Origin of the sequence: Pseudomonas sp. 3JA (assembly GCF_036961705.1) — a bacterium.
GTDB lineage: Bacteria > Pseudomonadota > Gammaproteobacteria > Pseudomonadales > Pseudomonadaceae > Aquipseudomonas > Aquipseudomonas fluorescens_Q.
In genome coordinates, this window is sequence record NZ_JBAMDJ010000031.1 from 54,209 (window position 1) to 80,177 (window position 25,969).

The 25,969-nt window shown below is 60.7% G+C and carries 32 protein-coding genes; 15 read left to right on the forward strand and 17 right to left on the reverse strand.

The features are described from left to right. Positions 1-73 precede the first annotated feature (73 nt). The 4 genes from pstB (at position 74) to V7773_RS22065 (ending at position 3,999) form a co-directional block, all read left to right on the forward strand. On the forward strand, positions 74-907 hold the full coding sequence (pstB, locus tag V7773_RS22050) for a phosphate ABC transporter ATP-binding protein PstB (RefSeq protein ID WP_063323547.1): 834 nt from the start codon (positions 74-76) through the stop codon (positions 905-907). 112 nt (positions 908-1,019) lie between these two features. Beyond that, positions 1,020-1,781, forward strand: a complete 762-nt coding sequence (phoU, locus tag V7773_RS22055; RefSeq protein ID WP_063323546.1) for a phosphate signaling complex protein PhoU — start codon at positions 1,020-1,022, stop codon at positions 1,779-1,781. Between the two features lie 167 nt (positions 1,782-1,948). Continuing rightward, a complete protein-coding gene (locus V7773_RS22060) occupies positions 1,949-2,875 on the forward strand; it encodes a response regulator (RefSeq protein WP_092150661.1) in 927 nt (308 codons plus the stop codon). Between the two features lie 227 nt (positions 2,876-3,102). Then, the gene (locus tag V7773_RS22065) at positions 3,103-3,999 is read left to right on the forward strand and encodes a M23 family metallopeptidase (RefSeq protein WP_336075128.1); all 897 of its coding nucleotides are present in this window, start codon (positions 3,103-3,105) and stop codon (positions 3,997-3,999) included. A 148-nt stretch (positions 4,000-4,147) separates the two neighbouring features. Here the strand turns inward: V7773_RS22065 and V7773_RS22070 are convergent, their stop codons facing one another. From V7773_RS22070 to phoB, 3 genes are all read right to left on the reverse strand, one after another. Next, entirely contained in the window at positions 4,148-5,488 is a 1,341-nt protein-coding gene (locus V7773_RS22070) for a hemolysin family protein (RefSeq protein WP_014335895.1), read from the reverse strand. A 113-nt stretch (positions 5,489-5,601) separates the two neighbouring features. After that, entirely contained in the window at positions 5,602-6,888 is a 1,287-nt protein-coding gene (phoR, locus tag V7773_RS22075) for a phosphate regulon sensor histidine kinase PhoR (protein ID WP_256572599.1), read from the reverse strand. An 80-nt stretch (positions 6,889-6,968) separates the two neighbouring features. Then, positions 6,969-7,658 (reverse strand): phosphate regulon transcriptional regulator PhoB, encoded by a 690-nt coding sequence (gene phoB, locus V7773_RS22080; protein ID WP_003177195.1) that lies wholly within the window; start codon positions 7,656-7,658, stop codon positions 6,969-6,971. A 152-nt stretch (positions 7,659-7,810) separates the two neighbouring features. Between phoB and V7773_RS22085 the strand changes: the two genes are divergently transcribed. Next, complete coding sequence (locus V7773_RS22085; protein WP_092225714.1) at positions 7,811-8,200, forward strand: COG4315 family predicted lipoprotein; 390 nt, start codon at positions 7,811-7,813, stop codon at positions 8,198-8,200. 149 nt (positions 8,201-8,349) lie between these two features. Here the strand turns inward: V7773_RS22085 and ubiA are convergent, their stop codons facing one another. Together ubiA and V7773_RS22095 are read right to left on the reverse strand one after the other, a co-directional pair. Next, positions 8,350-9,240, reverse strand: coding sequence for a 4-hydroxybenzoate octaprenyltransferase (ubiA, locus tag V7773_RS22090; RefSeq protein WP_336075132.1), 891 nt, complete (start codon positions 9,238-9,240; stop codon positions 8,350-8,352). After that, positions 9,240-9,803, reverse strand: coding sequence for a chorismate--pyruvate lyase family protein (locus V7773_RS22095; RefSeq protein ID WP_336075133.1), 564 nt, complete (start codon positions 9,801-9,803; stop codon positions 9,240-9,242). Before V7773_RS22095 ends, ubiA begins: the two co-directional genes overlap by 1 nt. A gap of 40 nt (positions 9,804-9,843) precedes the next feature. Here V7773_RS22095 and V7773_RS22100 point away from each other — a divergent pair, with 40 nt between their 5' ends. The 4 genes from V7773_RS22100 to V7773_RS22115 all read left to right on the forward strand — a co-directional run bounded on the left by V7773_RS22100 (position 9,844) and on the right by V7773_RS22115 (position 11,821). After that, complete coding sequence (locus V7773_RS22100; protein WP_158265817.1) at positions 9,844-9,999, forward strand: hypothetical protein; 156 nt, start codon at positions 9,844-9,846, stop codon at positions 9,997-9,999. Next, positions 9,996-10,163 (forward strand): rubredoxin, encoded by a 168-nt coding sequence (locus V7773_RS22105; RefSeq protein ID WP_003177199.1) that lies wholly within the window; start codon positions 9,996-9,998, stop codon positions 10,161-10,163. The genes V7773_RS22100 and V7773_RS22105 overlap by 4 nt, the downstream gene beginning before the upstream one ends. A 42-nt stretch (positions 10,164-10,205) precedes the next feature. After that, positions 10,206-11,354 carry an NAD(P)/FAD-dependent oxidoreductase gene (locus V7773_RS22110; RefSeq protein ID WP_336075134.1) on the forward strand — a complete coding sequence of 383 codons (1,149 nt, stop codon included), beginning with the start codon at positions 10,206-10,208 and terminating at the stop codon, positions 11,352-11,354. 191 nt (positions 11,355-11,545) lie between these two features. After that, positions 11,546-11,821: an HU family DNA-binding protein gene (locus tag V7773_RS22115; RefSeq protein ID WP_063323541.1), complete on the forward strand. Its 276-nt coding sequence runs from the start codon at positions 11,546-11,548 to the stop codon at positions 11,819-11,821. 227 nt (positions 11,822-12,048) lie between these two features. On the opposite strand, the gene V7773_RS22120 is transcribed toward V7773_RS22115, so the two are convergent. After that, positions 12,049-13,140 carry an aminopeptidase gene (locus tag V7773_RS22120; RefSeq protein ID WP_092150676.1) on the reverse strand — a complete coding sequence of 364 codons (1,092 nt, stop codon included), beginning with the start codon at positions 13,138-13,140 and terminating at the stop codon, positions 12,049-12,051. 58 nt (positions 13,141-13,198) lie between these two features. On the opposite strand from V7773_RS22120, the gene V7773_RS22125 reads away from it, so the two are divergent. Then, the gene (locus V7773_RS22125) at positions 13,199-13,612 is read left to right on the forward strand and encodes a PA0061/PA0062 family lipoprotein (RefSeq protein ID WP_092150679.1); all 414 of its coding nucleotides are present in this window, start codon (positions 13,199-13,201) and stop codon (positions 13,610-13,612) included. Between the two features lie 39 nt (positions 13,613-13,651). Then, a complete protein-coding gene (locus V7773_RS22130; RefSeq protein ID WP_063323539.1) occupies positions 13,652-14,077 on the forward strand; it encodes a PA0061/PA0062 family lipoprotein in 426 nt (141 codons plus the stop codon). Positions 14,078-14,083: 6 nt separating this feature from the next. Here the strand turns inward: V7773_RS22130 and V7773_RS22135 are convergent, their stop codons facing one another. Together V7773_RS22135 and V7773_RS22140 are read right to left on the reverse strand one after the other, a co-directional pair. Then, complete coding sequence (locus tag V7773_RS22135; RefSeq protein WP_092150682.1) at positions 14,084-14,317, reverse strand: DUF1161 domain-containing protein; 234 nt, start codon at positions 14,315-14,317, stop codon at positions 14,084-14,086. Positions 14,318-14,466: 149 nt separating this feature from the next. Then, entirely contained in the window at positions 14,467-14,898 is a 432-nt protein-coding gene (locus tag V7773_RS22140; RefSeq protein WP_092150685.1) for an OsmC family protein, read from the reverse strand. A 240-nt stretch (positions 14,899-15,138) separates the two neighbouring features. On the opposite strand from V7773_RS22140, the gene V7773_RS22145 reads away from it, so the two are divergent. Beyond that, entirely contained in the window at positions 15,139-16,140 is a 1,002-nt protein-coding gene (locus V7773_RS22145) for an LLM class flavin-dependent oxidoreductase (protein ID WP_063323537.1), read from the forward strand. A 54-nt stretch (positions 16,141-16,194) separates the two neighbouring features. Here the strand turns inward: V7773_RS22145 and V7773_RS22150 are convergent, their stop codons facing one another. After that, positions 16,195-16,416 (reverse strand): DUF1161 domain-containing protein, encoded by a 222-nt coding sequence (locus V7773_RS22150; protein ID WP_336075139.1) that lies wholly within the window; start codon positions 16,414-16,416, stop codon positions 16,195-16,197. A gap of 116 nt (positions 16,417-16,532) precedes the next feature. Further along, on the reverse strand, positions 16,533-16,748 hold the full coding sequence (locus V7773_RS22155; protein ID WP_336075140.1) for a dodecin: 216 nt from the start codon (positions 16,746-16,748) through the stop codon (positions 16,533-16,535). 155 nt (positions 16,749-16,903) lie between these two features. Here V7773_RS22155 and V7773_RS22160 point away from each other — a divergent pair, with 155 nt between their 5' ends. Next, positions 16,904-17,230 (forward strand): DUF883 family protein, encoded by a 327-nt coding sequence (locus tag V7773_RS22160; protein ID WP_003196426.1) that lies wholly within the window; start codon positions 16,904-16,906, stop codon positions 17,228-17,230. Here the strand turns inward: V7773_RS22160 and V7773_RS22165 are convergent. Next, entirely contained in the window at positions 17,203-18,120 is a 918-nt protein-coding gene (locus tag V7773_RS22165) for a LysR family transcriptional regulator (RefSeq protein ID WP_092464476.1), read from the reverse strand. The genes V7773_RS22160 and V7773_RS22165 overlap by 28 nt on opposite strands. Before the next feature lie 112 nt (positions 18,121-18,232). Between V7773_RS22165 and trpB the strand changes: the two genes are divergently transcribed. Together trpB and trpA are read left to right on the forward strand one after the other, a co-directional pair. Further along, positions 18,233-19,465: a tryptophan synthase subunit beta gene (trpB, locus tag V7773_RS22170; protein WP_092150691.1), complete on the forward strand. Its 1,233-nt coding sequence runs from the start codon at positions 18,233-18,235 to the stop codon at positions 19,463-19,465. Beyond that, on the forward strand, positions 19,465-20,277 hold the full coding sequence (gene trpA / locus V7773_RS22175) for a tryptophan synthase subunit alpha (protein WP_063323533.1): 813 nt from the start codon (positions 19,465-19,467) through the stop codon (positions 20,275-20,277). The genes trpB and trpA overlap by 1 nt, the downstream gene beginning before the upstream one ends. Before the next feature lie 83 nt (positions 20,278-20,360). Here trpA and V7773_RS22180 read toward each other — a convergent pair whose 3' ends face one another. From V7773_RS22180 to V7773_RS22205, 6 genes are all read right to left on the reverse strand, one after another. After that, on the reverse strand, positions 20,361-22,322 hold the full coding sequence (locus V7773_RS22180; protein ID WP_336075143.1) for a DUF7844 domain-containing protein: 1,962 nt from the start codon (positions 22,320-22,322) through the stop codon (positions 20,361-20,363). After that, positions 22,319-22,639: a DUF2388 domain-containing protein gene (locus V7773_RS22185; protein ID WP_003187020.1), complete on the reverse strand. Its 321-nt coding sequence runs from the start codon at positions 22,637-22,639 to the stop codon at positions 22,319-22,321. Before V7773_RS22185 ends, V7773_RS22180 begins: the two co-directional genes overlap by 4 nt. A gap of 27 nt (positions 22,640-22,666) precedes the next feature. Continuing rightward, positions 22,667-22,975 carry a DUF2388 domain-containing protein gene (locus V7773_RS22190; protein ID WP_063323531.1) on the reverse strand — a complete coding sequence of 103 codons (309 nt, stop codon included), beginning with the start codon at positions 22,973-22,975 and terminating at the stop codon, positions 22,667-22,669. Between the two features lie 106 nt (positions 22,976-23,081). Continuing rightward, positions 23,082-23,399 (reverse strand): DUF2388 domain-containing protein, encoded by a 318-nt coding sequence (locus tag V7773_RS22195; protein ID WP_003196441.1) that lies wholly within the window; start codon positions 23,397-23,399, stop codon positions 23,082-23,084. A gap of 344 nt (positions 23,400-23,743) precedes the next feature. Continuing rightward, the gene (locus V7773_RS22200) at positions 23,744-23,959 is read right to left on the reverse strand and encodes a DUF1127 domain-containing protein (protein ID WP_003187014.1); all 216 of its coding nucleotides are present in this window, start codon (positions 23,957-23,959) and stop codon (positions 23,744-23,746) included. Positions 23,960-24,278: 319 nt separating this feature from the next. Then, entirely contained in the window at positions 24,279-25,772 is a 1,494-nt protein-coding gene (locus tag V7773_RS22205; RefSeq protein WP_336075146.1) for an acetyl-CoA hydrolase/transferase family protein, read from the reverse strand. Between the last annotated feature and the right edge of the window lie 197 nt (positions 25,773-25,969).

Below are 25,969 nucleotides of genomic sequence, written 5' to 3' on the forward strand. Positions count from 1 at the left end.
CAAGCTACAGGCCGCTTTTGCTCAAACTTGCAGCTTGCAGCTAGAAGCTTGCAGCTACGAACGGAGTGAGACCATGCAACACGAAGCACATACACACGGCATCAACATGTCGGCCCTGGGCCGCGACAAGCAGAGCCTGAACCTGGCCGAAGAAACCGTCGCCATCGAAGTGCCCGGCCTGAACCTGTTCTACGGCCAGAAGCAGGCACTGTACGACGTCAGCCTGAACATCCCGAAACAGCGCGTCACCGCGTTCATCGGTCCATCGGGCTGCGGCAAGTCAACCTTGCTGCGGACCTTCAACCGCATGAACGACCTGGTGGACGGCTGCCGCGTCGAAGGGGAAATCAACCTCTACGGCAACAACATCTACCGCAAGGGCGAAGATGTGGCCGAGCTGCGTCGTCGCGTGGGCATGGTGTTCCAGAAGCCCAACCCGTTCCCGAAAACCATCTACGAGAACGTGGTCTACGGCTTGCGCATCCAGGGCATCAACAAGAAGCGCATCCTCGACGAAGCCGTGGAATGGGCCCTCAAGGGCGCGGCGTTGTGGGATGAGGTCAAGGACCGCCTGCATGAGTCGGCCCTGGGCCTGTCCGGCGGTCAACAGCAGCGCCTGGTGATCGCCCGCACCATCGCCGTGGAGCCGGAAGTGCTGCTGCTCGACGAACCCTGCTCGGCCCTGGACCCGATCTCGACGCTGAAAGTCGAAGAACTGATCTACGAGCTCAAGTCCAAGTTCACCATCGTCATCGTGACCCACAACATGCAACAGGCGGCGCGGGTTTCCGATTACACCGCGTTCATGTACATGGGCAAACTGGTGGAGTTCGGCGACACCGATACGCTGTTCACCAATCCGGCCAAGAAGCAGACCGAGGACTACATTACGGGCCGCTATGGCTAGCGGCCGCTGCGAGCCGCAAGCTTCAAGCGGCAAGTAAAAGCAGTTTAGCGTAACGACACACATCAGCTTGCAGCTTGTAGCTTGCAGCTCACAGCTTTTGCGGAGCAAAACCATGATTTCGAAGGAAGGCCTCACCCATCACATTTCCGCACAGTTCAACGCCGAGCTGGAGGAGGTGCGCAGCCACCTGCTGGCCATGGGCGGGCTGGTGGAAAAGCAGGTCAACGACGCGGTGACCGCGCTGATCGAGGCCGATTCGGGCCTGGCCCAGCAAGTGCGCGAGATCGACGACCAGATCAACCAGATGGAGCGCAACATCGACGAGGAGTGCCTGCGCATCCTCGCCCGTCGTCAGCCGGCGGCTTCCGACCTGCGCTTGATCATCAGCATTTCCAAGTCGGTGATCGACCTGGAGCGGATCGGCGACGAAGCCACCAAGATTGCCCGTCGAGCCATCCAGTTGTGCGAAGAAGGCGAAGCGCCGCGCGGTTACGTCGAGGTGCGCCATATTGGCGACCAGGTGCGCAACATGGTCCGCGATGCACTGGACGCCTTTGCCCGCTTCGACGCCGACCTGGCGTTGTCGGTGGCCCAGTACGACAAGATCATCGACCGCGAGTACAAGACCGCCCTGCGGGAGCTGGCGACTTACATGATGGAAGACCCGCGCTCCATCTCCCGGGTATTGAGCATCATCTGGGTGCTACGTTCTCTGGAGCGCATCGGCGATCATGCGCGCAACATCTCGGAACTTGTCATCTACCTGGTGCGCGGCACCGATGTCCGGCATCTGGGGCTCAAGCGCATGAAGGAAGAAGTTGAGGGCACCCCGTCCGAAACTGCTAATGTTCCGGACGGAGCTGACGATAAGTAAGATTGCCAGGAAAAGTGCCCGGCCTTCTGGTCGGGCTTTTTTTTGGGTTTTTTTTTATCGAAAGCAGCACCCCGCGAACGAAAGGTCCCGGCGTGACTGAAGGTTTTTGGCGATGTGCCATCAGTAAAAGCGGTATGCTTGCCGGGATTTTTTAGAGGTGTATCTGGATGAGTAAGGTCAGTGTGTTGGTCGTGGACGATGCTTCGTTCATTCGTGACCTGGTGAAGAAGTGCCTGCGCAACTACTTCCCGGGCGTGCGCATCGAAGACGCGGTGAACGGCAAGAAAGCCCAAGCCCTGCTGGCTCGCGAAGCGTTCGACCTGGTGTTGTGCGATTGGGAAATGCCGGAAATGTCCGGCCTGGAACTGCTGACCTGGTGTCGCCAGCAGGACAACCTCAAGGGCATGCCGTTCGTGATGGTCACCAGCCGCGGCGACAAGGAAAACGTGGTCCAAGCCATCCAGGCCGGCGTTTCCGGCTACGTCAGCAAGCCGTTCACCAACGAGCAGCTACTGACCAAGGTCAAGCAGGCCCTGCATAAGGTCGGCAAGCTCGACACGCTGATGAACAGTGCCCCGACCAAGATGAACTCGGCGTTCGGCAATGACTCCTTAAGCGCCCTGACGGGCGGCAAGGCTCCGGTTGCCGCTGTGGCTTCGGCCCCCGCCCCCGCCGCCCCTGCTGCAGCCGCTCCGGCGCGTGGCTTGCTAAACAGCCCACCGGTCAAGGCGCCGGTAGCCGCCACCGCTTCGTCGGCCAACCGCGGCCAAGGCCAGTTGCGCCTGTCCAGCGGTACCCAGCAATGCGTGATCAAGGCCCTGAGCCTCAAGGAAGCGCTGCTGGTGGTCAAGCGCTCCGACTCCCTGCCGCAAGTCCTCGAAGGTGCGGTGCTGGACATGGAGCAGGGCGACAACGCTGAAACCGCTCGTCTCAACGGCTACCTGCACGCCATTGTCGCCCATGAACAGACGCCCGATAGCGAATGGCTGCAGTTGACGTTCCGCTTCGTCGACAAAGACCCGCAGAAACTCGACTACATCTCCCGCCTGATCGCCCGCGGCACCGCGCAGAAGCACTTCGTGCCGGGCGCCTGATACAGCCGCAGATCGTTCCCATGCTCCGCGTGGGATGCCTCTACGGACGCTCTGCGTTCGGCGCTTGAGGGGACGCGGAGCGTCCCGGGCTGCATTGCCACGCAGAGCGTAGGAACGATCACCAACACCGATCGCTGATCCAATTTTGAAACATCCGTCGACTACGCTGGTCCATCCCAGCTGCTAGGCTGCTGTGCAGGCCTTCATTTTTCGACAGAACTTTACCCATGCTCGCTCCCCTGCTGTTTGCCTGTGGTCTTGTCCTGGCCTCCACCTCGGCCGTGGCCATGACGATCTACAAATCCACCGATGCCAATGGCGTGGTGTCCTATAGCGACCGCCCCAGCAAGGGCGCCCAGGTGTTCGTGTTCCGCGACCGCATGGTCGAGCGCCTGGAGCGACAGGTGTTCCTGGATATCAAGAAGCAGAATGGCGCGGACGCGGTGTTCGTGCGCAACGATTTGTATGCGCCGGTGGAGATCGAGTTGAGTTTCGCCGGGCTTCGCAACGTCAGCGGGGCACCGAGCAGGCCGATTCGTCGGGTGCTACCGGCGCGCAGCAACCTGCGCCTGGCGCTGCTCACGGCCACTCAGCCCGGGAGGCCGCTGGTCTACACCCCAAGGTTCGAATATTCCCTGGGCGACCCCGCTGGCGCGGCACAGGCCTATCAGTACCCGTTGCCGTGGCGTGGTGGGCCGTTCCGGCTGAGCCAGGGTGCCAACGGCCAGTACAGCCATTACGGCCCGAAGAACCGCTACGCCATGGACATTGCCATGCCCGTGGGCACGCCGATCATCGCGGCGCGGGGCGGCGTGGTCATCAAGACCGAAAACGAGCAGACCGGCCGCGGGGACGACCCTTCGGGCAACTTCGTTCGGGTGCTGCACGATGACGGGACCATGGGCGTCTACCTGCACTTGCAGAAAGGTTCGGTGAGCGTACGGGAAGGGCAGCGGGTCGGGGTGGGCACGCCGCTGGCGTTGTCGGGCAACACCGGCAACAGCTCAGGCCCGCACCTGCATTTCGTGGTGCAGCGCAATACCGGCCTGGGGTTGATGTCGATTCCCTACCAGTTCAATCAACCGGTGGGCGACCTGCCCAACTTTGCGTTGGGCAAGCAATAACCCAGGTCACACCGATCCCCTGTGGCGAGGGAGCTTGCTCCCGCTCGGCTGCGAAGCAGTCGTCGCTTTTGGGGCCGCTTCGCTGCCCAGCGGGAGCAAGCTCCCTCGCCACAGGGATCGTGTTAGAGGCTTGGGGGCCGGTCGATACTCAATCGAGCATCAACACCTTCGCCAGGATGATCTTCGGCCCTTTCATCTTCTTGATGATGATCCGCAGGCCTTCGACTTCCAGCACTTCTTCCTCTTCCGGCACGCGCTTGAGGGTTTCATAGACCAACCCAGCCAAGGTTTCGGCTTCGATGTGGTCCAGGTCGATCCCCAGCAGGCGCTCGACCTTGAACAGCGGCGTATCACCCCGTACCAGCAGTTTGCCCGGCTGGTAGGCCAGGATGCCGCGTTCGGCTTTGCGGTGTTCGTCCTGGATGTCACCCACCAACACTTCCAGCACGTCTTCCATGGTCAGGTAACCGATGATGTTGCCGTCGGCCTCCTCGACCAAGGCGAAGTGCGAACCGCCCTTGCGGAACTGCTCCAGCAATTGCGATAGCGGCATGTGCCGCGACACCCGCTCCAGCGGCCGGGTCAGTTCGGCCAGGTTGAACGACTCGGGAATGTGATCCAGGGCCGCCAGTTCCAGCAGCAGGTCCTTGATGTGCAGCAGGCCGACGAACTCCTGGCGCTCGCTGTCATACACCGGATAACGGCTGAACTTGTGGCGCCGGAACATCGCCAGGATTTCCTTGAGCGGCGCGTTGAATTCCAGCGTCACCAGGTCTTCCCGGGAGTTGGCCCAGTCCACCACTTCCAGCTCGCCCATTTCCACGGCCGAGGCCAGCACGCGCATGCCCTGGTCGCTCGGGTCCTGGCCACGGCTGGAGTGCAGGATCAGTTTCAGTTCTTCGCGGCTGTAATGGTGCTCGTGATGCGGGCCGGGTTCGCCTTGGCCGGCGATGCGCAGGATGGCGTTGGCGCTGGCGTTGAGCAGGTAGATCGCCGGGTACATCGCCCAGTAGAACAGGTACAGCGGCACGGCGGTCCACAGCGACAGCAGCTCGGGTTTGCGAATGGCCCAGGATTTGGGCGCCAGTTCACCGACCACGATGTGCAGGTACGAAATGATGAAGAACGCGGTGAAGAACGACACGCCCTTGATCACTTCCGGCGACTGTACGCCGACTGCGCCCAGCAACGGCTCGAGGATATGGGCGAACGCCGGCTCACCGACCCAGCCCAGGCCCAGGGAGGCCAGGGTGATACCCAACTGGCACGCCGACAGGTAAGCGTCGAGCTGGCTATGAACGGTGCGCAGGATGTGCCCGCGCCAGCCGTTCTGCTCGGCAATGGCTTCGACCCGGGTCGAGCGCAGCTTGACCATGGCGAATTCGGCCGCAACGAAAAAACCGTTGAGCAAAACCAGGATCAGAGCAAAAAGAATCATGCCGAATTCGGCGAAAAGTGTGACGAGGGACAAGCCAGGGGAAGGGTCCATGATGGAGTTTTGCGGGTTCCGTATAGTCGTAGGAATTGAAAATGAGCGCCTGAAAAGGCAGGCACAAGTCAGTCAATGTAGCGGCTGACTCGGCGATTGCCTAGGGGGCGTGCTCAATCAGCGGGGCGGGCGAGGCGTGCGCGAACCACCTGGGTCGGAGCGAAATGGCAGGTAAAGGTGCTGCCATGGCCGGGTACGCTGCTGATTTCCATGCGGGCGCGATGGCGCAGCAGGACGTGTTTGACGATGGCCAGGCCCAGCCCGGTGCCGCCGGTATTGGAGTTGCGGCTGGAGTCGACACGGTAGAAGCGTTCGGTCAGGCGCGGCAGGTGTTTGCTGTCGATGCCAATGCCCGAATCACGCACGCTCAGGTGCGCGCCTTGCTCATCGCCCCACCAGCGCACATGGATCCGGCCTTGCTCCGGCGTGTATTTGACCGCGTTGAACACCAGGTTGGAAAACGCACTGCGCAGTTCCGCCTCGCTGCCTTTGAGCTGCACGGCCGCATCGGCTTCCAGGGTGATGGTCTGCTGCTTGGAGCCGGACAGTTCCTGCGCGTCTTCGACAATGGTTTGCAGCAGATCGTCGATGGGCACTGGCTGGTTGTCCGACGGGTAATCGGTGGCTTCCAGCTTAGCCAGCAGCAGCAAGTCGTTGAGCAGGGTCTGCATGCGCCCGCTTTGCTGGTGCATCTGCTGCAAGGCCCGGCTCCAGCGCGGGTTCACTTCCTCGACGTTGTCGAGCAGGGTTTCCAGATAACCACAGATCACCGTCAATGGCGTGCGCAGTTCGTGGGAGACGTTGGCGATGAAGTCCTTGCGCATCTGTTCCAACTGATGGATGCGCGTGACGTCGCGTACCAGCATCAAATGCTCATTGTTGCCATAGCGCGTGATGTACAGCTGGATACGTAGCCGATCATTGGTGGGCGAAGGAATTTCCAGGGGCTCGGCGTAATTGGCTTGCTCGAAATATTCCTTGAAGCGCGGATGACGCACCAGGTTGGTCACCGGCTGGCCGCTGTCCTGTGGCGTCTTGAGGCCCAACAGGGTTTCGGCGGCGCGGTTCCACCATTCCAGGTTGCCATCGCTGTCGAGCATGATCACGGCGTCTTTGAGTGCCGCAGTGGACTCCTGGACACGGTCGATCACCGCTTGCAGGCGCCCGCGCACGCGCTGGTCGCGCCGTTGCAGGTGGTAAATGCTGTCGAACACCTCACCCCACAGGCCATAGCCGTCGGGCGGGGCTTCGTCGGGTTGGTGCAGGCGTAGCCATTCATGCAGGCGCAGCAGTTGCTTGAGGGTCCAGGCCAGGTAAAGCCCCAGGCCCGCGGCCAGGCTCCAGCCGTAATAGCCGCTGATCAGGCCGATCACCAGACAGCCGGTCACCAGCAACAACATGTGGCGAATCAGGGTGCCATGCCAGTTTTGATTCACGTGACGCGCGTCCTTGTCAGCTTGTCGGGCGGTAAGGGCTCGGATCAGGCCTTGGTAGAAAAACGATAACCGGTGCCGCGCACGGTTTGTACCAGATTTTCGTAGGCGTCGCCGAGGGCCTTGCGCAGGCGTCGGATGTGCACATCCACGGTGCGCTCTTCCACGTAGACGTTACCGCCCCAGACCTGGTCCAGCAGTTGGCCACGGGTGTAGGCACGCTCCTGGTGGGTCATGAAGAATTGCAGCAGGCGGTATTCCGTGGGGCCCATCTCGGCGGGCTTGCCGTCGATGGTCACGCGGTGACTGATGGGGTCCAGCAGCAGGCCGCCGACTTCGATCGGTGCTTCGCCGTCGGTGGGGCCAGCGCGACGCAGCACGGCCTTCAGGCGCGCCACCAGCTCCCGTGGGGAGAAGGGCTTGGTGATGTAGTCGTCGGCGCCCACTTCCAGGCCCTGGATCTTGTTGTCCTCTTCGCCCTTGGCGGTGAGCATGATGATCGGAATATCACCGGTCAGCTCATCGCGCTTGAGGCGTCGCGCCAATTCGATGCCTGAGGTGCCGGGCAGCATCCAGTCCAGCAGAATCAGGTCGGGCTTGCGGTCGACGATGATGGCGTGGGCCTGTTGAGAGTTTTCTGCTTCCATGCAGTCATAGCCGGCCATCTCCAACGCAACGGCGATCATCTCGCGGATGGGCGCCTCGTCGTCGACGATCAGAATGCTCCTGCCAACCATGGGGTAATCCTCTTGTCATTTAACTGTCTTGCGCCGCATTAGATAACGGAATTATTGCAGTCGTGTGACAGTTATTTCCTCGAGCGGCAGCGAAGGGGATCCTGGACTAAGCTTTTCAGTCCGAATCCTGACAACCACACAAGAAGGTTTCCATGACTTACCTTACCCAATCCATCCGGGCACTGGCGGTAACGGCTGCCCTGGCGCTGCCGACATGGGCATTCGCGGCTGAGCCGGCGATGGTCGATAAAGAGAAGGACATACTGACGGACCACCAAAACATGACGTTGTATACGTTTGCCAAAGACTCGGGCGGCAAGTCGATGTGCAACGACAAGTGCGCCGCCAACTGGCCGCCGCTCATGGCCGAAGAAAGCGACAAGTCCATGGGCAAATGGACCGTGATCACCCGCGATGACCGAAAGAAGCAGTGGGCCTACGATGGCAAGCCGCTGTACACCTTTGTGAAGGATACAAAGGCCGGTGACATGACCGGTGACGGCTTGATGGACGGCGCCTGGAAGGTCGCCAAGCCCCACTGATGGGCACGGCGCCGAGCGGATGCTCTTGTGGCGAGGGAGCTTGCTCCCGCTGGGCTGCGTAGCGGCCCCAAGATTTTGCGGTTGCTGCGCAACCGAGCGGGAGCAAGCTCCCTCGCCACGGGTTCAGCGTGTGCCGAATTGATGTGGCTTCAGCGCAACGCGTAATCCAGCACGATCCCCACGAAAATCGCCAACCCGGCCCAATGGTTGTGCAAAAACGCCTGGAAGCAGCGCATCCGGTCCCTGCCACGGGTGTACCAGAACTCCCAGGCGAAGCACGCGGCAGCGGCCACCAGCCCCAGGTGGAACCAGCCGCCCAGTTCGAACTTCGCCCCGGCCAGCAGCAGGCAGCCCAAGGCCAGGCCTTGCAACGTCAGGATGATCACCCGGTCGGCATCGCCAAACAGAATTGCCGTAGATTTCACGCCAATGCGCAGGTCATCGTCCCGGTCGGTCATTGCGTAATAGGTGTCGTAGCCCACCGTCCACAGCAGGTTGGCGATGTACAGCAACCAGGCGGCGGCCGGCAGATGACCGGTTTCGGCGGTGAACGCCATCGGCATGCCCCAGGAGAACGCCGCGCCCAGCACCACTTGCGGGTAGTAGGTATAGCGCTTCATGAACGGGTAACTGAACGCCAGCGCCAAGCCACCGAGGGAGAGCAGGATAGTCGGGGCGTTGGTGCACAGCACCAGCAGGAAACTCACGCTCATCAGCACGGCGAAGAACACCAGCGCCTCTTTCGAACTGATCTTGCCGCTCACCAGCGGGCGCTGCTCGGTGCGCTTGACGTGACCGTCCACCTTGCGGTCGGCCCAGTCATTGATCACACAGCCGCCGGCGCGGGTCAGCACCACGCCGAGGACGAAAATCACCAGGTTGACGATGGACGGTGAGCCTTCACCGGCAATCCATAGCGCCCACAACGTCGGCCACAGCAGCAGGTAGATGCCAATGGGCTTGTCCATGCGGGTCAGTTGCACGAAGTCCCAGGCCCGCGGGTTCAGGCGGTTCAAGGATTTGAGCAGTTGCACGTACATCAGCAATTCTCCGAATAGGCACGGGCGACGGTCCACAGGCGCGGCAGGAAGATTTCCGCCACTAGCACGCTCAATGCACCGCGGTCGAAACGTGAGCGGCGACCCCACAGCCCGCTGGCGCGCACTTCTTCGGGCAACCCGGCGTCGGGGTAATGGCAAACTTCGATGGCTCGGCGCTGGAACGCCTGGTCACAAAACAGCAACTCCCCCAGGGAACGGCTGCCCAGTTCGTCCATCTGCAAGCCGTCACCCTGCAAGGCGCCGCGCGCCGCCACACTGCGGGCGAACACCCACGGCTGGTCATGGCCGCGCAGATACACCTCGCGTACCCAGCCTTCGCTACCCTCGGCCAGGTCCAGGGCGGCGCATTCGTCGGCGCGCAACGGCTGCCAGCCTTCGAACAACGGCGTCACGCTGAAATGGCCGTCCGACAGGTGCGTCAGGCGCCGGGTCAGGGAGCCTTCGTCGAACAGCCAGTCGAGGACACCCGCATCGGGCCGGGGCGACAGCAGGGGCTGGGGCAGCCATTGGAGTGTTGGAAATATCGAATTTGTATGCGGCACGAGGGTCTTGATAGGCAACAAATGAGGCCGCGAGCTTACCATGACGGTCGCCGATTTTGACGGCTCCGGCCTGCTGCACTGCCGATCGTGCTTGCATCTGCGACGACCGATCAGTACAAAACGCCCTGAGCCGGAAAACAGCCTCGAGCGACCCTATACCGGCAAACGCCTGACACCTGAGGAAGTACCTGAATGAAAAAGTGGCAATGTATCGTCTGCGGCCTGATCTACAACGAAGCCGACGGTTGGCCGGATGATGGCATCGCACCTGGCACCCGTTGGGAAGACGTACCGGCAGACTGGCTGTGCCCGGACTGCGGCGTCGGCAAGATGGATTTCGAAATGATCGAAATCAACTGATCGTTTCTCAACTGGCATGGAAAGCATCACATGGAGAGCAGCATGAGCGCACCTGTCGTCATCGTCGGTACGGGGCTGGCCGGTTACAACCTGGCCCGGGAATTTCGCAAACTCGACAGCGAAACCCCATTGCTGCTGATCAGCGCCGATGACGGTCGCTCGTACTCCAAGCCCATGCTTTCCACGGGCTTTGGCAAAAACAAAGACGCCGACGGCCTGAGCATGGCCGAGCCCGGGACCATGGCCGAGCAACTGAAGGCCGAAGTGCGCACCCATACCCGCATCAGCGGCATCGACCCGGGCCACAAACGGCTGTGGATCGGCGAAGAAGCGGTGAGCTACCGCGAGCTGATCCTGGCCTGGGGCGCCGAAACCGTGCGCGTGCCGGTGCAGGGCGATGCCGCGGACCTGATCTTCCCCATCAACGACCTGGAAGACTACGCACGCTTTCGCGCAGCGGCGGCTGGCAAACGTCGCGTGCTGCTGCTCGGCGCCGGGCTGATTGGCTGCGAGTTCGCCAACGACCTGATCCTGGGTGGCTATAAAGTGCAATTGGTGGCGCCGTGCGAGCAAGTCATGCCGACCCTGCTGCACCCGGCCGCCGCTGCGGCTGTACAGGCCGGGCTGGAAAGCCTCGGCGCGCGCTTCCACCTGGGGCCGGTGCTCAATCGCCTGCAACGGGTCGCCGACGGGTTGGAAGCCCACTTGTCCGACGGCCAGGTGATTGCCTGTGACCTGGTGGTCTCGGCCATCGGCTTGCGTCCCCGCATCGACCTGGCCGCCGCTGCCGGCCTGGTGGTCAATCGCGGCGTAGTGGTCGACCGTCACCTCAAGACCTCCCACGCCAACATCTACGCCCTGGGCGACTGTGCCGAGGTCGACGGCTTGAACCTGCTGTACGTCATGCCACTGATGAGCTGCGCCCGTGCCCTGGCCCAAACCCTGGCCGGCAACCCGACCGCCGTGAGCTACGGCGCCATGCCGATTACCGTGAAAACCCCGGTGTGCCCACTGGTGGTGTCGCCACCACCGCGAGGTAGCGAGGGCGTGTGGAGTGTCGAAGGGCAGGGCGCGGACATCAAGGCGCTATGCCGCGACGCTCAAGGCAATCTGTTGGGGTACGCCCTGACAGGCACGGCGGTGATGGAGAAACTGGCACTGAACAAGAAACTTCCACCCCTGCTGGCGTAAATACTGGTCGTTCTGTCGCAAAAACCCTACTTTTGGTCCCACAAAGGTCGCCCGGCCACTGGCGCCGTTTTCGGCACCGTGCCATCCTCACTCCCGTCTGCCGCAGAGTAGAGCCTGCGGCGCCTTAGGGGCCGTTCCAAAGAGAACGGCACGGACATAACAACAAAAAAACCGTCAAAGGGGCTTCATTCATGCGTAAACCAGAACTCGCCGCCGCCATCGCGGAAAAAGCAGACCTCACCAAAGAACAAGCCAACCGCGTCCTCAACGCCGTCCTCGAGGAAATCACCGGCGCCCTGCACCGCAAGGATAGCGTCACCCTGGTGGGCTTCGGCACTTTCCTGCAACGCCACCGCGGCGCCCGCACTGGCAAAAACCCACAGACCGGTGAGCCGGTGAAGATCAAGGCCAGCAACACCGTTGCCTTTAAACCAGGCAAGTTCCTGAAAGAAAGCGTCAACCCGTAATTGCTGCAAGTACCTCAGCCAGGGGGAAGAAAGCGGCAATCAAAAGGGCATACCGATGAATCGGTATGCCCTTTTTTGTGCTGGGGGGGTGGCGAGGGAGCTTGCTCCCGCTGGGTCGCGAAGCGGCCCTATAAAGCGACGACTGCTGCGCAGCCGAGCGGGAGCAAGCTCCCTCGCCACAGGATTTGGGGATGCCCCTGTGCGAGCTTGCTCGCGATGACGTCCGCCTAATCTGCAGAAGTCTTCGGCGCCGCCAACGCCTTCAAGGCCGCCTTGCGTTCCTCTATCGGCAATTTGCCGAGCTTTGCCACCGCTGCGTAAAACCTGATCCAGTCCCCGCCCTCCCGCCTGAACAGCGCCGCAAACGCCGGCACCCACTGGTCATACAGCCCGAACGGCAGCAGCCGTGCATTGTTCAGTGGGGCATAGACCCAGGCATCGTAGCGTTTGTCACCGGCCCATTGAGTGTCCCGCAACCGCTCATAGTCGGTGCGCAGGCGTTCGAATGCCTGTGCCTTGCGTTGTCGCATCTGTTCGGTCGGCAGGGGTTGGGTGTAGAGCGCTTCCAGGCGCTGGCGGGTGTCGAGAATCAATTGGATGAATTGGTCGCGCTGGCGCGCGTGCTTGCCGTTATCCGGCGCCAGCCCACGACTGGCGCGCCATTGCCGGCTGCCTTCCTGCTCGACGAAGGTGGCGAAGGACTCATTGAATTCGGTGTCGTCCTTGACATAAAACCGCTGGTGCGCCAGTTCATGAAAGATCAGCGTCGCCAGGCGTTCGTCGCCCCAATGCATCATCGAACTCAGGATCGGATCGTTGAACCAACCCAATGTCGAGTAGGCCTCCACACCACCGATCGACACGTCCATGCCCTGCAAACGCTGCAATGCGGCCTCGCCACGGGCGGCTCCCTGGCTGTAATAACCGCGATAAGCCACGCAACCGGCAATGGGGAAGCAATGATTTTGCGGCGCCAGGGAAAACTCTGGCGTGGTGAAGACATTCCAGACTACGAACGGCCGGCCAATGTCTGCATACAGGCGATAACTTTTATTGTCCGGCAAATGCAGGTGATCACTGGCGAACGTCCGTGCCTCACGCGCCTGGGTCAGGTGCGCCTTCAGTTGAGCATCGCGAGCAGGGTCGGCAATGACTTGGTCGATAGGCTCCCGGGCTTGCAACAACCGCAATTGCCCACCGACGAGCTGGCTGTAATAACCGACGCTTGAGCAACCGTTCAGTAACAAAAGCAGGAGGCCTGGAAACAAAATCCGGAAAGCACGGTCGAGTAACCGATGGCTTGAATGCGGCCTGATCAATTGGAATCACCCTGGGAAGTCTGCCCACAAGACTATCTCGCTTGCCTGGAGCTTCGCTATGCGCGTGTTGATGCTGACGAGCGGCCTGTTGCTGCTGACCGGTTGCGCCGGTTTGCCTGATCCTGATCCATCCCAAGCGTGGATCGACCTGGGAAGCCAGCAGGACACCGCGCTGCAAGCGCTAAAAGTCGATGACAAGACGTCCATCGACCGGCGCTATTTCGAAGTGCAACCCGGCAGCCATGAACTGACGGTGCGTTATCAATTTGCCGTCGAGCCCGGCAACATCGGCCCGGATGCCGAGCCGCTGTGGCGCGATTGCCGGTTGAACGTGAAATTCAAGGACTTCAACGCCGGCCAACGTTACCAGCTGCAGGCCGGCAGCATTGGTTTCCGGCCATGGGCCAAGCTTTACGATCAGCAACGCAAGGTGGTGGGGCAAGGTACGCCGGCGGGCTGCCAACAAACGTGATTGGCGCTATGCTCAGGGTCTGATTTCAGGAAATTCACCATGCGCTTACCTCTGCTGTTACTGGTCCTGGTCTCCATGAGCGGTTGTGCAACGAGCCCACTGCCCCCGGTCGATCCGAACATGGCGTGGATCGATTTCGCTACCCCCATGCCGGGCGGCAAAATGCTGATGGCTGAAAGCCTGGATGGCCAGCGATTGCGAGACGGCCGGTTCTTTCAGGTTTCGCCGGGCAGCCACGAACTGAAAGTGCGCTTCGACTTCGAAGTGTTTAGCGGTGGTGGGCTGGGCATGCAAGCCGAACCGCAAGAGCGGCTGTGCTACATGCTCGTGCGTTATGACCATTTCGAGGCCGGCCAGCGCTATCGGCTGGAGGCTCGCAACCTGGCGTTCACGCCCAGCGCCCGGCTCTATGACGCCAAGCGTCAAATCGTGGCCGAAGAGCGACAAATCAATTGCGTTCCGTAGCGTGTTCTAGCGGTCGTTCTTCTGGTAGATGATTTTCTTCGTGCCGTTTTCGCAAGTGCCCACCACCATGTTCTGATCGTGGACTTCGTCGTTGGTGACGATTTCCAACGTGTAGGACGATACGTTATTGGCTTGGATCTTCGCTTCGATTTCCGCTTTCAGCTCTTCACAGGATTTCGGTTCGGCAAGCGCAGATGCAGCGAATGCGCAACCGATGACCACCAGGGCTGATCGTTTCATGTTCGAATTCCTCATGGCAGCGCGCACTGCCTGTGCGCTGAAACTGCAGGTTTCATTCGACCATAATTGCGCCAGGGTAAACAGCTCGACCGTATTCAAGAAATCGCAGCCCTCGGCAGCGCCTGCGAAGGCTGCGACCCTTTCATGCGTCAGCTCACCAGCGTCGCATCCAGGGTGATCTGGGCGTTCAGCACCTTGGAAACCGGGCATCCTTCCTTGGCCTTCTTGCTCAGTTCGTCGAATTGCGCCTGGCTGGCGCCGGGGATTTTCGCCTTGAGCACCAACTTGACTGCAGTGATCGCGAAACCGCCATCGACCTGGTCCAGGGTCACTTCTGCGTTGGTGTCGATGCTGTCGGCCTTGAGCCCGGCATCGCCGAGGATCATCGAAAAGGCCATGGAAAAGCAGCCGGCATGGGCCGCGCCGATCAATTCCTCTGGGTTGGTGCCCTTGCCGCCTTCGAAGCGCGCCTTGAAGCCGTAGGGCGCTTCGCGCAGCACACCGGTTTCCGTGGAGATGGAACCGATACCGGTTTTCAGGTCACCTTCCCAATGAGCCGATGCTTTCTTGATGATAGCCATGTCTGCCTCCTGAAGATCCGGCGCGCGAGACGCGCCTGGGTATTTTTTTAGCTGTCTGGGTTGTGAGGATAGACCGCCCGGAAAAGTTCACCTTGTCGATTAGCCGACGAATTTAGTAGGAAAATTCTTCGCAGCTATTGAAACTCGGGTATATGCCCACATTGCATGGAACACACCTTTAGAAAACGGCAGGCTTTTGCCCTCGGGAAAAGCCCGGAACGCCGTTGGAGATCCCGGCCCATGAAACAGCTGTCCGACGTGAAATTCTCAACCCTCGACCTGGTGCCTGTCCGCGCCGATGGCAATGCTGCCCAGTCCTTGCGCAATTCGCTGGACCTGGCGCAGCACGTGGAAAAATACGGTTATACCCGCTTCTGGGTGGCCGAACACCACAACATGGACGGTATCGCCAGCTCCGCGACGGCGGTGCTGCTGGGTTATCTGGCGGGGGGGACTTCGACCATTCGTGTCGGCTCCGGCGGCGTCATGTTGCCCAATCACGCGCCGTTGATCATCGCCGAACAGTTTGGCACGCTGGAAAGCCTCTACCCGGGTCGAATCGACCTGGGGTTGGGGCGTGCGCCCGGTTCCGACCAGATGACTGCTCGGGCGCTGCGTCGCGAGCGCTCCGGCAGCGCGGACGATTTCCCCGAAGACGTGGCCGAACTGATGCGCTACCTCGGCCCGCGCACCCCGGACCAACGCATCATCGCCATGCCCGGCACCGGCACCAACGTGCCGGTATGGTTGCTGGGGTCGAGCCTGTTCAGTGCGCAACTGGCCGGTGAACGCGGTTTGCCCTACGCGTTCGCCTCCCATTTCGCACCGCGCTACATGCACGAGGCAATTCGCATCTACCGCAACCATTTCAAGCCGTCGGCCGTGCTCGACAAGCCTTATGTAATGCTCGGCGTGCCGCTGGTGGCGGCGGATACGGATGAACAGGCCGATTACCTGGCGACGTCGGTGTATCAGCGGATCCTGGCGCTGATGCGCGGCCAGAGCCTGGTGCAGCGTCCGCCGGTCGAAACCATGAACGGCCTCTGGTTGCCCCATGAGAAAGAAGCGGTTGGCGATTTCTTGGGACTGGCCATGGTCGGCGGTCCGCAGAAGATTCGCGCCAAGCTCGACGTGCTGATCGAGCAAACCCAGGCCGATGAGCTGATTTTCACCAGCGACCTGTACGAGCATGCCGATCGTTTGCACTCATACGAGTTGCTGGCGCAGGTCATGAAAGGCTGAATGACGCGCATAAAAAAGCCGACGCACTGCGTCGGCTTTGACGTTCGAAAAGAATCACTTTTTATAGACGATTTCTTTCGTACCGCCCTCACAGGTGCCTACGACTTTTCCGTCGGTCGCTGCGCCTTTATCGACGATTTCCAGCGAATAACCTGACACGCCCTTGGCATCCAGCTTCGTCGCGATTTCGCTTTTCAGCGCTTCGCAGGGCGTGCCGGCCGCAAACGCACCACCGGCAAGGCTCAGCAAACCCAGGGCTACCATCAATTTTTTCATCGCTCGCACTCCTTGGTCGGATCAAATAGGGCAGGTAATGGGAAAAACAGAATGCGCGTACCATAGCGCATCGCCATTCCCTATGGCACTCCGCCAGCGTGCAAGTTCATCGTTCCTCAGCTATTCACAATCCGGAACCCGACTTTGAGGGTGACCTGGAAGTGCGCGGCCCGGCCGTTTTCGATGTGCCCGCGGGTTTCCGTGACTTCGAACCACTCCAAGTGCTTGAGGCTTTTGCTGGCCTCGGCCAAGGCGTTATTGATGGCGTCTTCAATGCTGGTGGGAGACGAGCCGACCAGCTCGACTTTTTTGTAAGTGTGATGATTACTCATGAGGTTCTCCTTGGTTGTTTTTAACAGCCTAGCAGCGATTTTTCGTCATACGTGTGTCGCCGTTTGCGCACTGAAGTTCAGATTTACTGCACTTTCAGAAACGACCGCAGTCCCAATTCACACACGCCACTCAACCACTGCAGGAGAGAGCCACCATGGCCAGCAATTCGTTACGCAAAGCCTCGTTGCAAAGCATGGAAGCGGAGATCGAGAGTCTGCTCAAGTCGTTGGAAAGCCTGAAGGACGATGCTTCGGACGAGTCGCGTAAGACCCTCAAGTCGCTCAAGGCCAATGCCGAGAACGCCCTGAAACATTCTCGCCATCTGCTCAGCGACGCGTATGAAGAGGTCAAGGTGAAAACCCGTGAAACCGGGATCGCCACACGCGACTACGCGCAGGAACACCCATGGACCACAGCGGGTGTCGCGGTCGGTGCGCTTGGTTTGCTGGCTGCTTACTTGCTGTGCAAACGCGGAGACTGAGTCGGTTGGCTCAGCTCATGCCTGAGCCACTGGGCCAATTGCCGAGCACGTCCATCTGCGGCGCGCTTGGGTAGCCACAACGCCAGTCGCGCCGCCGTTTCATCGAAACCCCACGGCGCGACCAGGCGACCGGCGCGCACGTCCTCAGCCACCAGCGGCTCGGGCGCGATCGCCACGCCGAGCCCCGCTACGGCGGCCTCCAGCAAATAATACAGATGCTCGAATCCTTGCCCGAACTTCAATACCCGCGGATCAAGGTGGTTTTGCTGTGCCCAGGTCGGCCAGGCCTGTGGGCGGGAGGTGGTGTGCAGCAACGATTCGTCCAGCAGCGCGCTGGCCGGTGCGGTCTGCAGGCGGGAAAATCCGGCGTAGTGCGGGCTCATCACGGGGCCGATCCGCTCGCTCACCAGTTCATACACCTGCATGTCGGCCGGCCAGGGTGGTTCGGCGAATACCAGCAAGGCGTCCAGTCCCGGTCGCCTGGGGTCCAGGTCGCCCTCGCCGGCGGACAGGTGCAGGCGCAAATCCGGCAGGTCGGCATTGAGCCTGCCCAGGCGGGGAATAAACCAGCGCGCCAGCAAGCTTCCCGAGCAGCCCAGGACGAACGGGGCATCGGCGGTGCTTTGCGTCAGTTCCGCGCACACGCTGCGTAACCGCTCGAACGCGTCAGTGCTGGCATCACGCAGGCGCATGCCGGCATCTGTGAGTTTCAAGCCGCGTCCATCCTTGATGAACAGGCTGACACCCAAATGTTCTTCCAGCACCTTCAGCTGTCGACTTACAGCGCCATGGGTGACGTGCAGCTGTTCGGCCGCCTGGCTTACGCTGTTCAGGCGGGCGGTGGCCTCGAAGGCGCGCAAGGCGTTGAGCGGGGGAAGGTCGTGGCTCATGTGATCTGTGAGATTTTCTGACAGGTTGTGGCGATCTTATCGGTTTTCAGTGGCGGATGTCAGGGGTAGAGTGAACCTCATTGTCTTTCAACGCATTTGCTTGGAGCGCCCGATGACCCAGTCCACGACCCCCTTCAACCTGCGCAGTGGCCCCGACGCCAACGGCCTGTTCGGTGCGTTCGGTGGCCGCTATGTGGCCGAAACCCTGATGCCGCTGATCCTTGATCTGGCCCGCGAATATGAAGTGGCGAAGGAAGATCCTGCCTTCATTGAGGAATTGGCCTACTTCCAGCGCGATTACGTCGGTCGTCCAAGTCCGCTCTACTTTGCCGAGCGCCTGACCGAATACTGCGGCGGCGCCAAGATCTATCTCAAGCGTGAAGAGCTGAACCACACCGGCGCGCACAAGATCAACAACTGCATCGGCCAGATCCTGCTGGCGCGGCGCATGGGCAAGAAACGCATCATCGCCGAGACCGGCGCCGGCATGCACGGCGTGGCGACCGCCACCGTGGCCGCGCGTTTTGGCCTCGATTGCGTGATCTACATGGGCACCACCGACATCGAGCGCCAGCAGGCCAACGTGTTCCGCATGAAGCTGCTGGGCGCCGAAGTGATCCCGGTGGTCGCGGGTACCGGTACCCTCAAAGACGCCATGAACGAGGCCCTGCGCGACTGGGTCACCAACGTTGACAGCACGTTCTACCTGATCGGCACCGTGGCAGGCCCGCATCCGTATCCGGCGATGGTGCGTGACTTCCAGGCCGTGATCGGCAAGGAAACCCGCGATCAACTGCAAGCCCAGGAAGGTCGCCTGCCGGACAGCCTGGTGGCGTGCATCGGCGGCGGCTCCAACGCCATGGGCCTGTTCCACCCGTTCCTGGACGACAAGAGTGTCGAGATCATCGGTGTTGAAGCCGCCGGTTATGGTATCGAGACCGGTAAGCACGCGGCGAGCCTGAACGGCGGCGTCCCCGGTGTACTGCACGGCAACCGCACCTTCCTGTTGCAGGACGACGACGGTCAGATCATCGACGCCCATTCGATTTCCGCAGGTCTCGACTACCCCGGTATCGGTCCGGAACACGCCTGGTTGCACGACATTGGCCGCGTCCAGTACACCTCGGTGACCGATGCCGAAGCCCTGGAAGCCTTTCACAAATGCTGCCGACTGGAAGGGATCATTCCTGCATTGGAAAGCGCCCATGCCCTGGCAGAAGTGTTCAAGCGCGCACCCAACCTGCCGAAGGATCACCTGATGGTGGTCAACCTGTCCGGCCGTGGCGACAAAGACATGCAAACCGTGATGCATCACATGGAACAGTCCCAGCAGGAGAAACACTGATGAGCCGCCTGCAAACCCGTTTTGCCGAACTCAAGGAACAAAACCGTGCTGCCCTGGTGACGTTCGTCACGGCTGGCGACCCGGACTACGACACGTCGCTGGCAATCCTCAAGGGCCTGCCAGCAGCCGGTGCCGATGTCATCGAGCTGGGCATGCCGTTCACCGACCCGATGGCCGACGGCCCGGCGATCCAGTTGGCGAATATTCGTGCTTTGGGCGCCCAGCAGAACCTGGCGAAAACCCTGCAGATGGTTCGTGAGTTCCGCAAAGACAACAGCGAGACACCACTGGTGCTGATGGGGTACTTCAACCCGATCCACCGTTATGGCGTGCAGCGTTTCATTGGCGAGGCGCTGGAATCCGGCGTGGATGGCCTGATCGTTGTGGACATGCCGCCCGAGCACAACAGCGAACTGTGCGAACCGGCCCAGGCAGCTGGTTTGGATTTCATCCGTCTGACCACGCCAACCACCGACGACGTGCGTTTGCCGACGGTGCTCAACGGCAGTTCGGGCTTTGTATATTACGTGTCGGTGGCGGGTGTGACTGGTGCCGGTGCCGCGACGTTGGAGCACGTGGAAGAAGCCGTGGCGCGCTTGCGTCGCCACACCGATTTGCCGATCAGCATCGGTTTCGGTATTCGTACGCCGGAGCAGGCTGCGGCTATCGCACGATTGGCTGATGGGGTGGTGGTTGGCTCGGCGCTGATCGACCATATCGCCAATGCCGATACGGCGGAACAGGCGATTGATGGCGTGTTGAGTTTGTGTGCCGCCCTGGCTGATGGTGTGCGCAAGGCACGTGTCAGCTGATTGTCGATTCGGCCCGCAGCACGAAAAAGGGGTTCAGAGCTTGGTTCTGAACCCCTTTTTGTTATTGCTTCAAGCAGTGCTCATCAGGGCAATTCCAACCCGCCCCCGGCCTTGTGCAGTTTGCGCAAATGCTCGCCGATCGCTTTCACATTGGCCTCGCTGGCAGCAATTTCAGCGGCGCGACTCGGCTCAAGCAATGCCCGGACTTCCTTGTCCAGGTCGCCTGTCAGCGTTTGAAGCTGCTTCTGACGCAAGCTGCTTTCCGATTCCAAGCGTTGCCACTCGCTGGGTTGCGGCAAGCCGTAGCCGCTGCTGCCCAGCAGTTCGGCCGGACGGCTCAGGAAGCCGCTGTTGGCGAGGATCTGCTGCAGCGTCGCGTTAGCCCTTTCCATGCCGCCGTTTTGCAATTCACGGGCGCCGAGGTAGCGCTGTTTGACTTCATCCTGCGCCAACAACAATTGCCGGCGATAACTGGCTTGTTCCAGCAGCAACAATGCCGCGCTGGTGCGCAGGTCGGCCTGTTCGAACCAGACGCGGCGTTCGGCGGCATCCAGGGCCAGCCAGTCTTCCACTGTTTGCTGCTTGATCGGCAGATACTTCTTCAGCACATCGAACATCGCCTGGTAGCGCTCGCGGAACGAGTCGAAGCGGTAGCCCAGGCGCAAGGCTTCCTTGGGATCATCCAGCACGCTGGTATCCGCCAGGCCCCGGCCCTTGAGGACTTCCAACAAGCCGTTGGGCATGATGCTGTCCAGGCCGTTGAGCTGCGCGTTGTTGCTGCCGCTGCGCAGCAGCTTCAAGCTTTCCACTGCGCAGTTATTGGACAGGAAGTAATAGTTGCCGTCGTAGCTCCAATGCATTTCGGCGGCGTGCTCGACCGTCTCCTCGATCTCGGTGCGCGACAGGTTCAGCGGCACCGACGCCAGGCTGCGCAGCTCGGTCTTGGTGTATTCATCGATCACCTGGGCCAACGGCAATACGAACAGGCGCGACGGGTATTTGCCAACCAGCCCGTCCCAACTCGATAGCTGCACATCGCCGACGAAAGCGCGGTACGACAGCACCAGGTGTTGGTCCAGATCCAGTCGGCAGTCCGGGCCACGTGGGCGGCCCGGTGCGCAGATCACCAGCCGGAGCATGCTGTGGCCCCAGCGGCTCACCCAGTTCTGGTTGGCTTCGGCCAGCAGGTAATCGATGGCATAGACCCGCTCTGGATCAACTTTGCCCAGTGGTGTCTTGGCGAAGTCATTGCCGGCGTTGAGGAACGCGAACGATTGGGCGCAGGTGTCCTTGGCGGGGGGAGCCCAGCCGAAGTGCTCCTGGTAATAGCGATACAGGGCGGGGCGTCGGCAGGCGTAGCTTGGGTCGAGGAGGAAGTACTCCATGTTGACCGCGACGAACTCCTTGGGGCTGCTCGTTTCATAGAGGTCCGGGCTGCGGGCGACCTGGCGGTTGTGTTGTTCCCGCTCACCGCGCCGGCCAACGTATTGTGGCCAGCCGGCGAGGTCCAGCAAGCGAGGATCATCGCTGAGGGTGAAGCGGCGGTCGTTCTGGCCCCGGCATTCATCGGGAAGGCCGATCAAGCCGGCGCTGCTGTTGCGTCGAGTGCAACGCTGGATCAGCGTACGCTCGGCATCTGACCATAGACGCGAGCGGTCATAAATGTGGGTCAGTTCGTGCAGGACGGTGGCGAGCATTTCCCGTCGCACAGTGCCGTGGGGGCGATGGGTCTTTTGCCTCGCGGCGCTGCCGTCGACAAGGCTGTCGAGCAGGTTGCTGTTGAGGTCCAGTTGTGACACCAGCGAGGCCTGGCCGTAGGCGTTGGCCGGCATCTGGTCGGTCCAGCCGACATCGATGCGTCGGTCCAGCCGCTCGATGAAGCGCGGCGGCAGCGCCTGCATGGCTTCATCGAGCAGCGCCTGGCTGGCCTGCTGTTGCGCCGGGCTCAGGCCTTCGACGTTGAGGTGCAGTTGCAGGCCGGCCTGGGCCATGCTGCCCGTGAGCAGCAAGACCCCGGCCGCCAGCCAGGCGGCGAACCGCCTCACAATGCGAGGATGGCTTCGGCGAGAACCTGGTCACTGGCGTCGCGGGCTTCCGGCACGCGGGTGCGCAAGGTGTCGAAGGCGGCCTCGAGATGAGCGCCACGAATTTCACCATTGCTGGCGACAAAACTGGCCGCATCGTCATGGGCTTCGCGGACGATTTTCGAATCACGGATGGAGGTGGTGGTGTCGGAAGTGAAATCGATCGTGCGCTGGGAAGCGCGAACGATGATGTTACTGGTGGCTACCAGGGTATGTGCCTGGGCCACATCGGCCAACACCAGCAGGCCTAGGGCGGCAGCAATCAGCGGGCTACGCATGGAACGACTCCGGAGAAATAAGGATAACTATTGGACGAGAATTGCCTGTGCCAGTTCAAGGTCGCTGACGTGAAGTTTTGGCTGGGTCCGGCGCAGGTAATCCAAGGCCGATTCCAGTTGTGCACCTCGCAGTTGCCCGTCGCTGGCGACGAATGCCGCGGCGTCATCGTGAGCGGCGACGATCAGTTTATGGTCGAAGGGCGCAGAGGTCACCATGCTCGTGGCATAGCCGCTGACCACCACTTGCTGGGTGGACACATCGAAAGCATGGGCCGGAACAGACCAGCAAAAAACTACGAAGAAAGACGCGATGAACAGATCTGAGTAAAAACGCATGGGGCTCGACGGTTGATGGCGAGCCTGAAGGCTAGCGCAAACCTGCGGGCCAGAGCCAGCGTTGAAACATCGGAACACCATTTGGCGTCCGATGTTTCATGTTGCATCAGATCACCAGGATCGCCTGGGCCAGCTGTGCATCGGTGGCGTTGAGCTGTGGTGCCTGCTGGCGGATGTAGTCCAGGGCACTTTCCAGTTTCACACCACGGATGGCGCCTTCGCTGGCCACGAAGCTGGCAGCGTCGTCACGGGCGGCTTGAACGATCTTGTTGTCACGCAGGGATGAGGTTGCATCGGAGGTCACGTCGGAGGTGGCCTTGAGTGCTCCGACGATGGAGTCGGTGGTGACGATGAAGCTGCTGGCGTTGGAGTGGGCGGCTACGGCCAGCAGGGCAACTGCGCTGAGCAGGCGGAGACGGATCATGAGGAAACTCCTTGAAGGATGAGGTGATACCGGTGCGTGTAGCTGGAAGAGGAGACGCATGCTCGACTCGCTTCGCCACGTTCGCATCGATATTAGGACAGAAAGCGTTGGCTGACAGCCCTTTGCGACGGTCACCGGCAGGATGATGCGCGCATTGGGCGCTACGGTTCAAGCTTAACTGTACTGGTATGTTTTTGGGTTGTGCAAAACTGTTGTGTCTCCCAGGTCTTCCAAAAAAAAGGGCCCGGAAACGACAAGACCCGTCGCGGTTTCCCGCGACGGGTCTTGTTTGTTCAATTCGGTGCTGGCGGTGGACCCGGTGGGTCAGGGCCAGCGACGCTGAGTTAGCGCCAGAACGGCTTGCTCAGCTCTTCGTAACGTTGTGCTTCGCTGATACCGGCGTCAGCCAGCAGGCGCGAATCCAGACGAGCCAGTTGATGGCGGCTGGCGATGCGGCGCTGCCACAACATCAGGTTAGCGATAACGCGAAGAGGCAGGGAAGCCTGGTTTTTTTCAGCTTTGTCTTCGAAAAACAGCTCGGAACTGAGTGTACGTTCCATGGTTGACATCCTTCCGCTTGTGGCGGGATTAGGTAGTGGTTTAACTGGTGCCCATGATCCTCTCGTTTGGCCAGTCTCTCTAGATACAGTTCACCTGTATTGTGAGAGACCAGTTAACTGTTAAAGAGCGGTGTACTGGTCAATATTGAGGCAACTGTACCTGTCTGCACGTTATTGGTGCGTTTTAGGTGATTGTCTGATGTTTTGTGGGAAAAGACTGTAAGAAAACACCGGTACAGAAGTACAGTTTTTGTTGCATCGGGCTCGAGTGAGGGCCTTCAAGCAAAACTGTATTTGCGATAGCGGTGATCCAGCTGTATCAGACGGCCAACATGCGCCCGGTTTCTTCTAGGTTGACGTGCCAACTCAGTGCATCGCGCAGAATATGCGGGGTGTGCCCACCCAGGACGCACGCTGCTTCGAAATAATCATTCAACGCTTGGCGGTAGGACGGGTGCACACAATTGTCGATGACCACTCGTGCCCGCTCCCTTGGCGCCAGGCCACGCAGGTCGGCCAGGCCGATCTCGGTCACCAGGATGTCGACATCGTGCTCGGTATGGTCCACATGGCTGACCATCGGCACGACACTGGAAATGGCGCCGCCCTTGGCAATCGACTTGGTCACGAAAATCGCCAAGTGGGCGTTGCGGGCGAAATCCCCCGAACCGCCAATGCCGTTCATCATCCGAGTGCCGCAGATGTGAGTGGAGTTGACGTTGCCGTACAGGTCGAACTCCAGCGCGGTGTTGATACCGATGATGCCCAGGCGGCGTACGACCTCGGGATGGTTGGAGATCTCCTGTGGGCGCAGGACCAGTTTGTCCTTATACCTTTCCAGATTTCCGAATACATCGGCGTTGCGTCGACTCGACAGCGTGATAGAGCTGCCGGAGGCGAAGCTCAGCTTGCCAGCGTCGATCAAGTCAAATGTCGAGTCCTGCAGGACCTCGGAATACATGGTCAGGTCTTCGAATGGGGAATCGATCAGTCCGCACATCACGGCGTTGGCGATGTTGCCAATCCCGGCCTGCAACGGCCCGAGCTTGTTGGTCATGCGCCCGGCCGCAACTTCCTGCTTGAAGAAGTCGATCAGATGATCGGCGATGGCCTGGGTGTCGCTGTCCGGTGACGCGACGGTGGAAGGCGAGTCCCCTTGGTTGGTGATGACAATGGCGGCAATTTTTTCCGGCGGGATCGGGATGGCAGGGCTTCCAATGCGATCGTCGACCTTCACCAGGGGGATGGGGGTGCGGGTCGGGCGATAAGTCGGGATATAGATGTCGTGCAGCCCTTCCAGGTTCGGGTTGTGGGCCATGTTGATCTCGATGATCACTTGCCGGGCGAAGATGGCGAAACTGGCCGAATTACCTACCGATGTGGTCGGTACGATATGCCCTTGCTCGGTGATGGCCACCGCTTCGATCACGGCAATGTCGGGCAGCTTGAGCTGGCCGTTGCGCAGTTGTTCAACGGTTTCCGAGAGATGCTGGTCGATGAACATCACCTCGCCTGCGTTGATCGCTTTGCGCAACGTGCTGTCGACCTGGAATGGCATGCGCCGCGCCAGCACGCCGGCCTCGGTGAGTTCCTTGTCGAGGTCGTTACCCAGGCTCGCGCCCGTCATCAGGCTGATTTTCAGCGGAGTGACCTTGGCGCGCTCAGCCAGGGCGTGGGGCACTGCTTTCGCTTCTCCGGCGCGGGTAAAGCCGCTCATGCCGACGGTCATGCCGTCCTGAATCAACAAGGCTGCTTCGGCAGCACTCATCACTTTATTCAATAACGAAGGCAAGCGGATGCGATCACGGTACATAGGTTGTTATCTCGGGCTGGAAAGCAAGATGCGCAGTCTAGTGAATTCGCGCGGTGCCCGACCCGCTACAAAGGTCGCATTTAAGGCCTCTATTACGGGCGTTTCAGGCAAAACATTATTACCGGATCGGTAACGTTCGGCCTTGATACAAATCAAAACGCCCCGACGAGTCGGGGCGTTGATGGCGAAGCCGTGAG

Coding starts and splice junctions, on each gene's coding strand:
- ubiA (WP_336075132.1), bottom strand. CDS start 9,240: ATGTACGTGCAACTGCTCAAATCCTTGAACCGCCTGAACCCGCGGGCC.
- V7773_RS22125 (WP_092150679.1), top strand. CDS start 13,199: ATGCGCGTGTTGATGCTGACGAGCGGCCTGTTGCTGCTGACCGGTTGC.
- V7773_RS22200 (WP_003187014.1), bottom strand. CDS start 23,959: ATGGAACGTACACTCAGTTCCGAGCTGTTTTTCGAAGACAAAGCTGAA.
- V7773_RS22115 (WP_063323541.1), top strand. CDS start 11,546: ATGCGTAAACCAGAACTCGCCGCCGCCATCGCGGAAAAAGCAGACCTC.
- trpA (WP_063323533.1), top strand. CDS start 19,465: ATGAGCCGCCTGCAAACCCGTTTTGCCGAACTCAAGGAACAAAACCGT.
- V7773_RS22130 (WP_063323539.1), top strand. CDS start 13,652: ATGCGCTTACCTCTGCTGTTACTGGTCCTGGTCTCCATGAGCGGTTGT.
- V7773_RS22105 (WP_003177199.1), top strand. CDS start 9,996: ATGAAAAAGTGGCAATGTATCGTCTGCGGCCTGATCTACAACGAAGCC.
- pstB (WP_063323547.1), top strand. CDS start 74: ATGCAACACGAAGCACATACACACGGCATCAACATGTCGGCCCTGGGC.
- phoB (WP_003177195.1), bottom strand. CDS start 7,658: ATGGTTGGCAGGAGCATTCTGATCGTCGACGACGAGGCGCCCATCCGC.
- V7773_RS22155 (WP_336075140.1), bottom strand. CDS start 16,748: ATGAGTAATCATCACACTTACAAAAAAGTCGAGCTGGTCGGCTCGTCT.
- V7773_RS22190 (WP_063323531.1), bottom strand. CDS start 22,975: ATGCGTTTTTACTCAGATCTGTTCATCGCGTCTTTCTTCGTAGTTTTT.
- V7773_RS22100 (WP_158265817.1), top strand. CDS start 9,844: ATGACGGTCGCCGATTTTGACGGCTCCGGCCTGCTGCACTGCCGATCG.
- V7773_RS22145 (WP_063323537.1), top strand. CDS start 15,139: ATGAAACAGCTGTCCGACGTGAAATTCTCAACCCTCGACCTGGTGCCT.
- phoR (WP_256572599.1), bottom strand. CDS start 6,888: ATGTTGTTGCTGGTGACCGGCTGTCTGGTGATCGGCCTGATCAGCGGC.
- V7773_RS22140 (WP_092150685.1), bottom strand. CDS start 14,898: ATGGCTATCATCAAGAAAGCATCGGCTCATTGGGAAGGTGACCTGAAA.
- V7773_RS22065 (WP_336075128.1), top strand. CDS start 3,103: ATGCTCGCTCCCCTGCTGTTTGCCTGTGGTCTTGTCCTGGCCTCCACC.
- V7773_RS22195 (WP_003196441.1), bottom strand. CDS start 23,399: ATGATCCGTCTCCGCCTGCTCAGCGCAGTTGCCCTGCTGGCCGTAGCC.
- V7773_RS22070 (WP_014335895.1), bottom strand. CDS start 5,488: ATGGACCCTTCCCCTGGCTTGTCCCTCGTCACACTTTTCGCCGAATTC.
- V7773_RS22150 (WP_336075139.1), bottom strand. CDS start 16,416: ATGAAAAAATTGATGGTAGCCCTGGGTTTGCTGAGCCTTGCCGGTGGT.
- V7773_RS22185 (WP_003187020.1), bottom strand. CDS start 22,639: ATGCGTAGCCCGCTGATTGCTGCCGCCCTAGGCCTGCTGGTGTTGGCC.
- trpB (WP_092150691.1), top strand. CDS start 18,233: ATGACCCAGTCCACGACCCCCTTCAACCTGCGCAGTGGCCCCGACGCC.
- V7773_RS22165 (WP_092464476.1), bottom strand. CDS start 18,120: ATGAGCCACGACCTTCCCCCGCTCAACGCCTTGCGCGCCTTCGAGGCC.
- V7773_RS22085 (WP_092225714.1), top strand. CDS start 7,811: ATGACTTACCTTACCCAATCCATCCGGGCACTGGCGGTAACGGCTGCC.
- phoU (WP_063323546.1), top strand. CDS start 1,020: ATGATTTCGAAGGAAGGCCTCACCCATCACATTTCCGCACAGTTCAAC.
- V7773_RS22060 (WP_092150661.1), top strand. CDS start 1,949: ATGAGTAAGGTCAGTGTGTTGGTCGTGGACGATGCTTCGTTCATTCGT.
- V7773_RS22135 (WP_092150682.1), bottom strand. CDS start 14,317: ATGAAACGATCAGCCCTGGTGGTCATCGGTTGCGCATTCGCTGCATCT.
- V7773_RS22205 (WP_336075146.1), bottom strand. CDS start 25,772: ATGTACCGTGATCGCATCCGCTTGCCTTCGTTATTGAATAAAGTGATG.
- V7773_RS22110 (WP_336075134.1), top strand. CDS start 10,206: ATGAGCGCACCTGTCGTCATCGTCGGTACGGGGCTGGCCGGTTACAAC.
- V7773_RS22160 (WP_003196426.1), top strand. CDS start 16,904: ATGGCCAGCAATTCGTTACGCAAAGCCTCGTTGCAAAGCATGGAAGCG.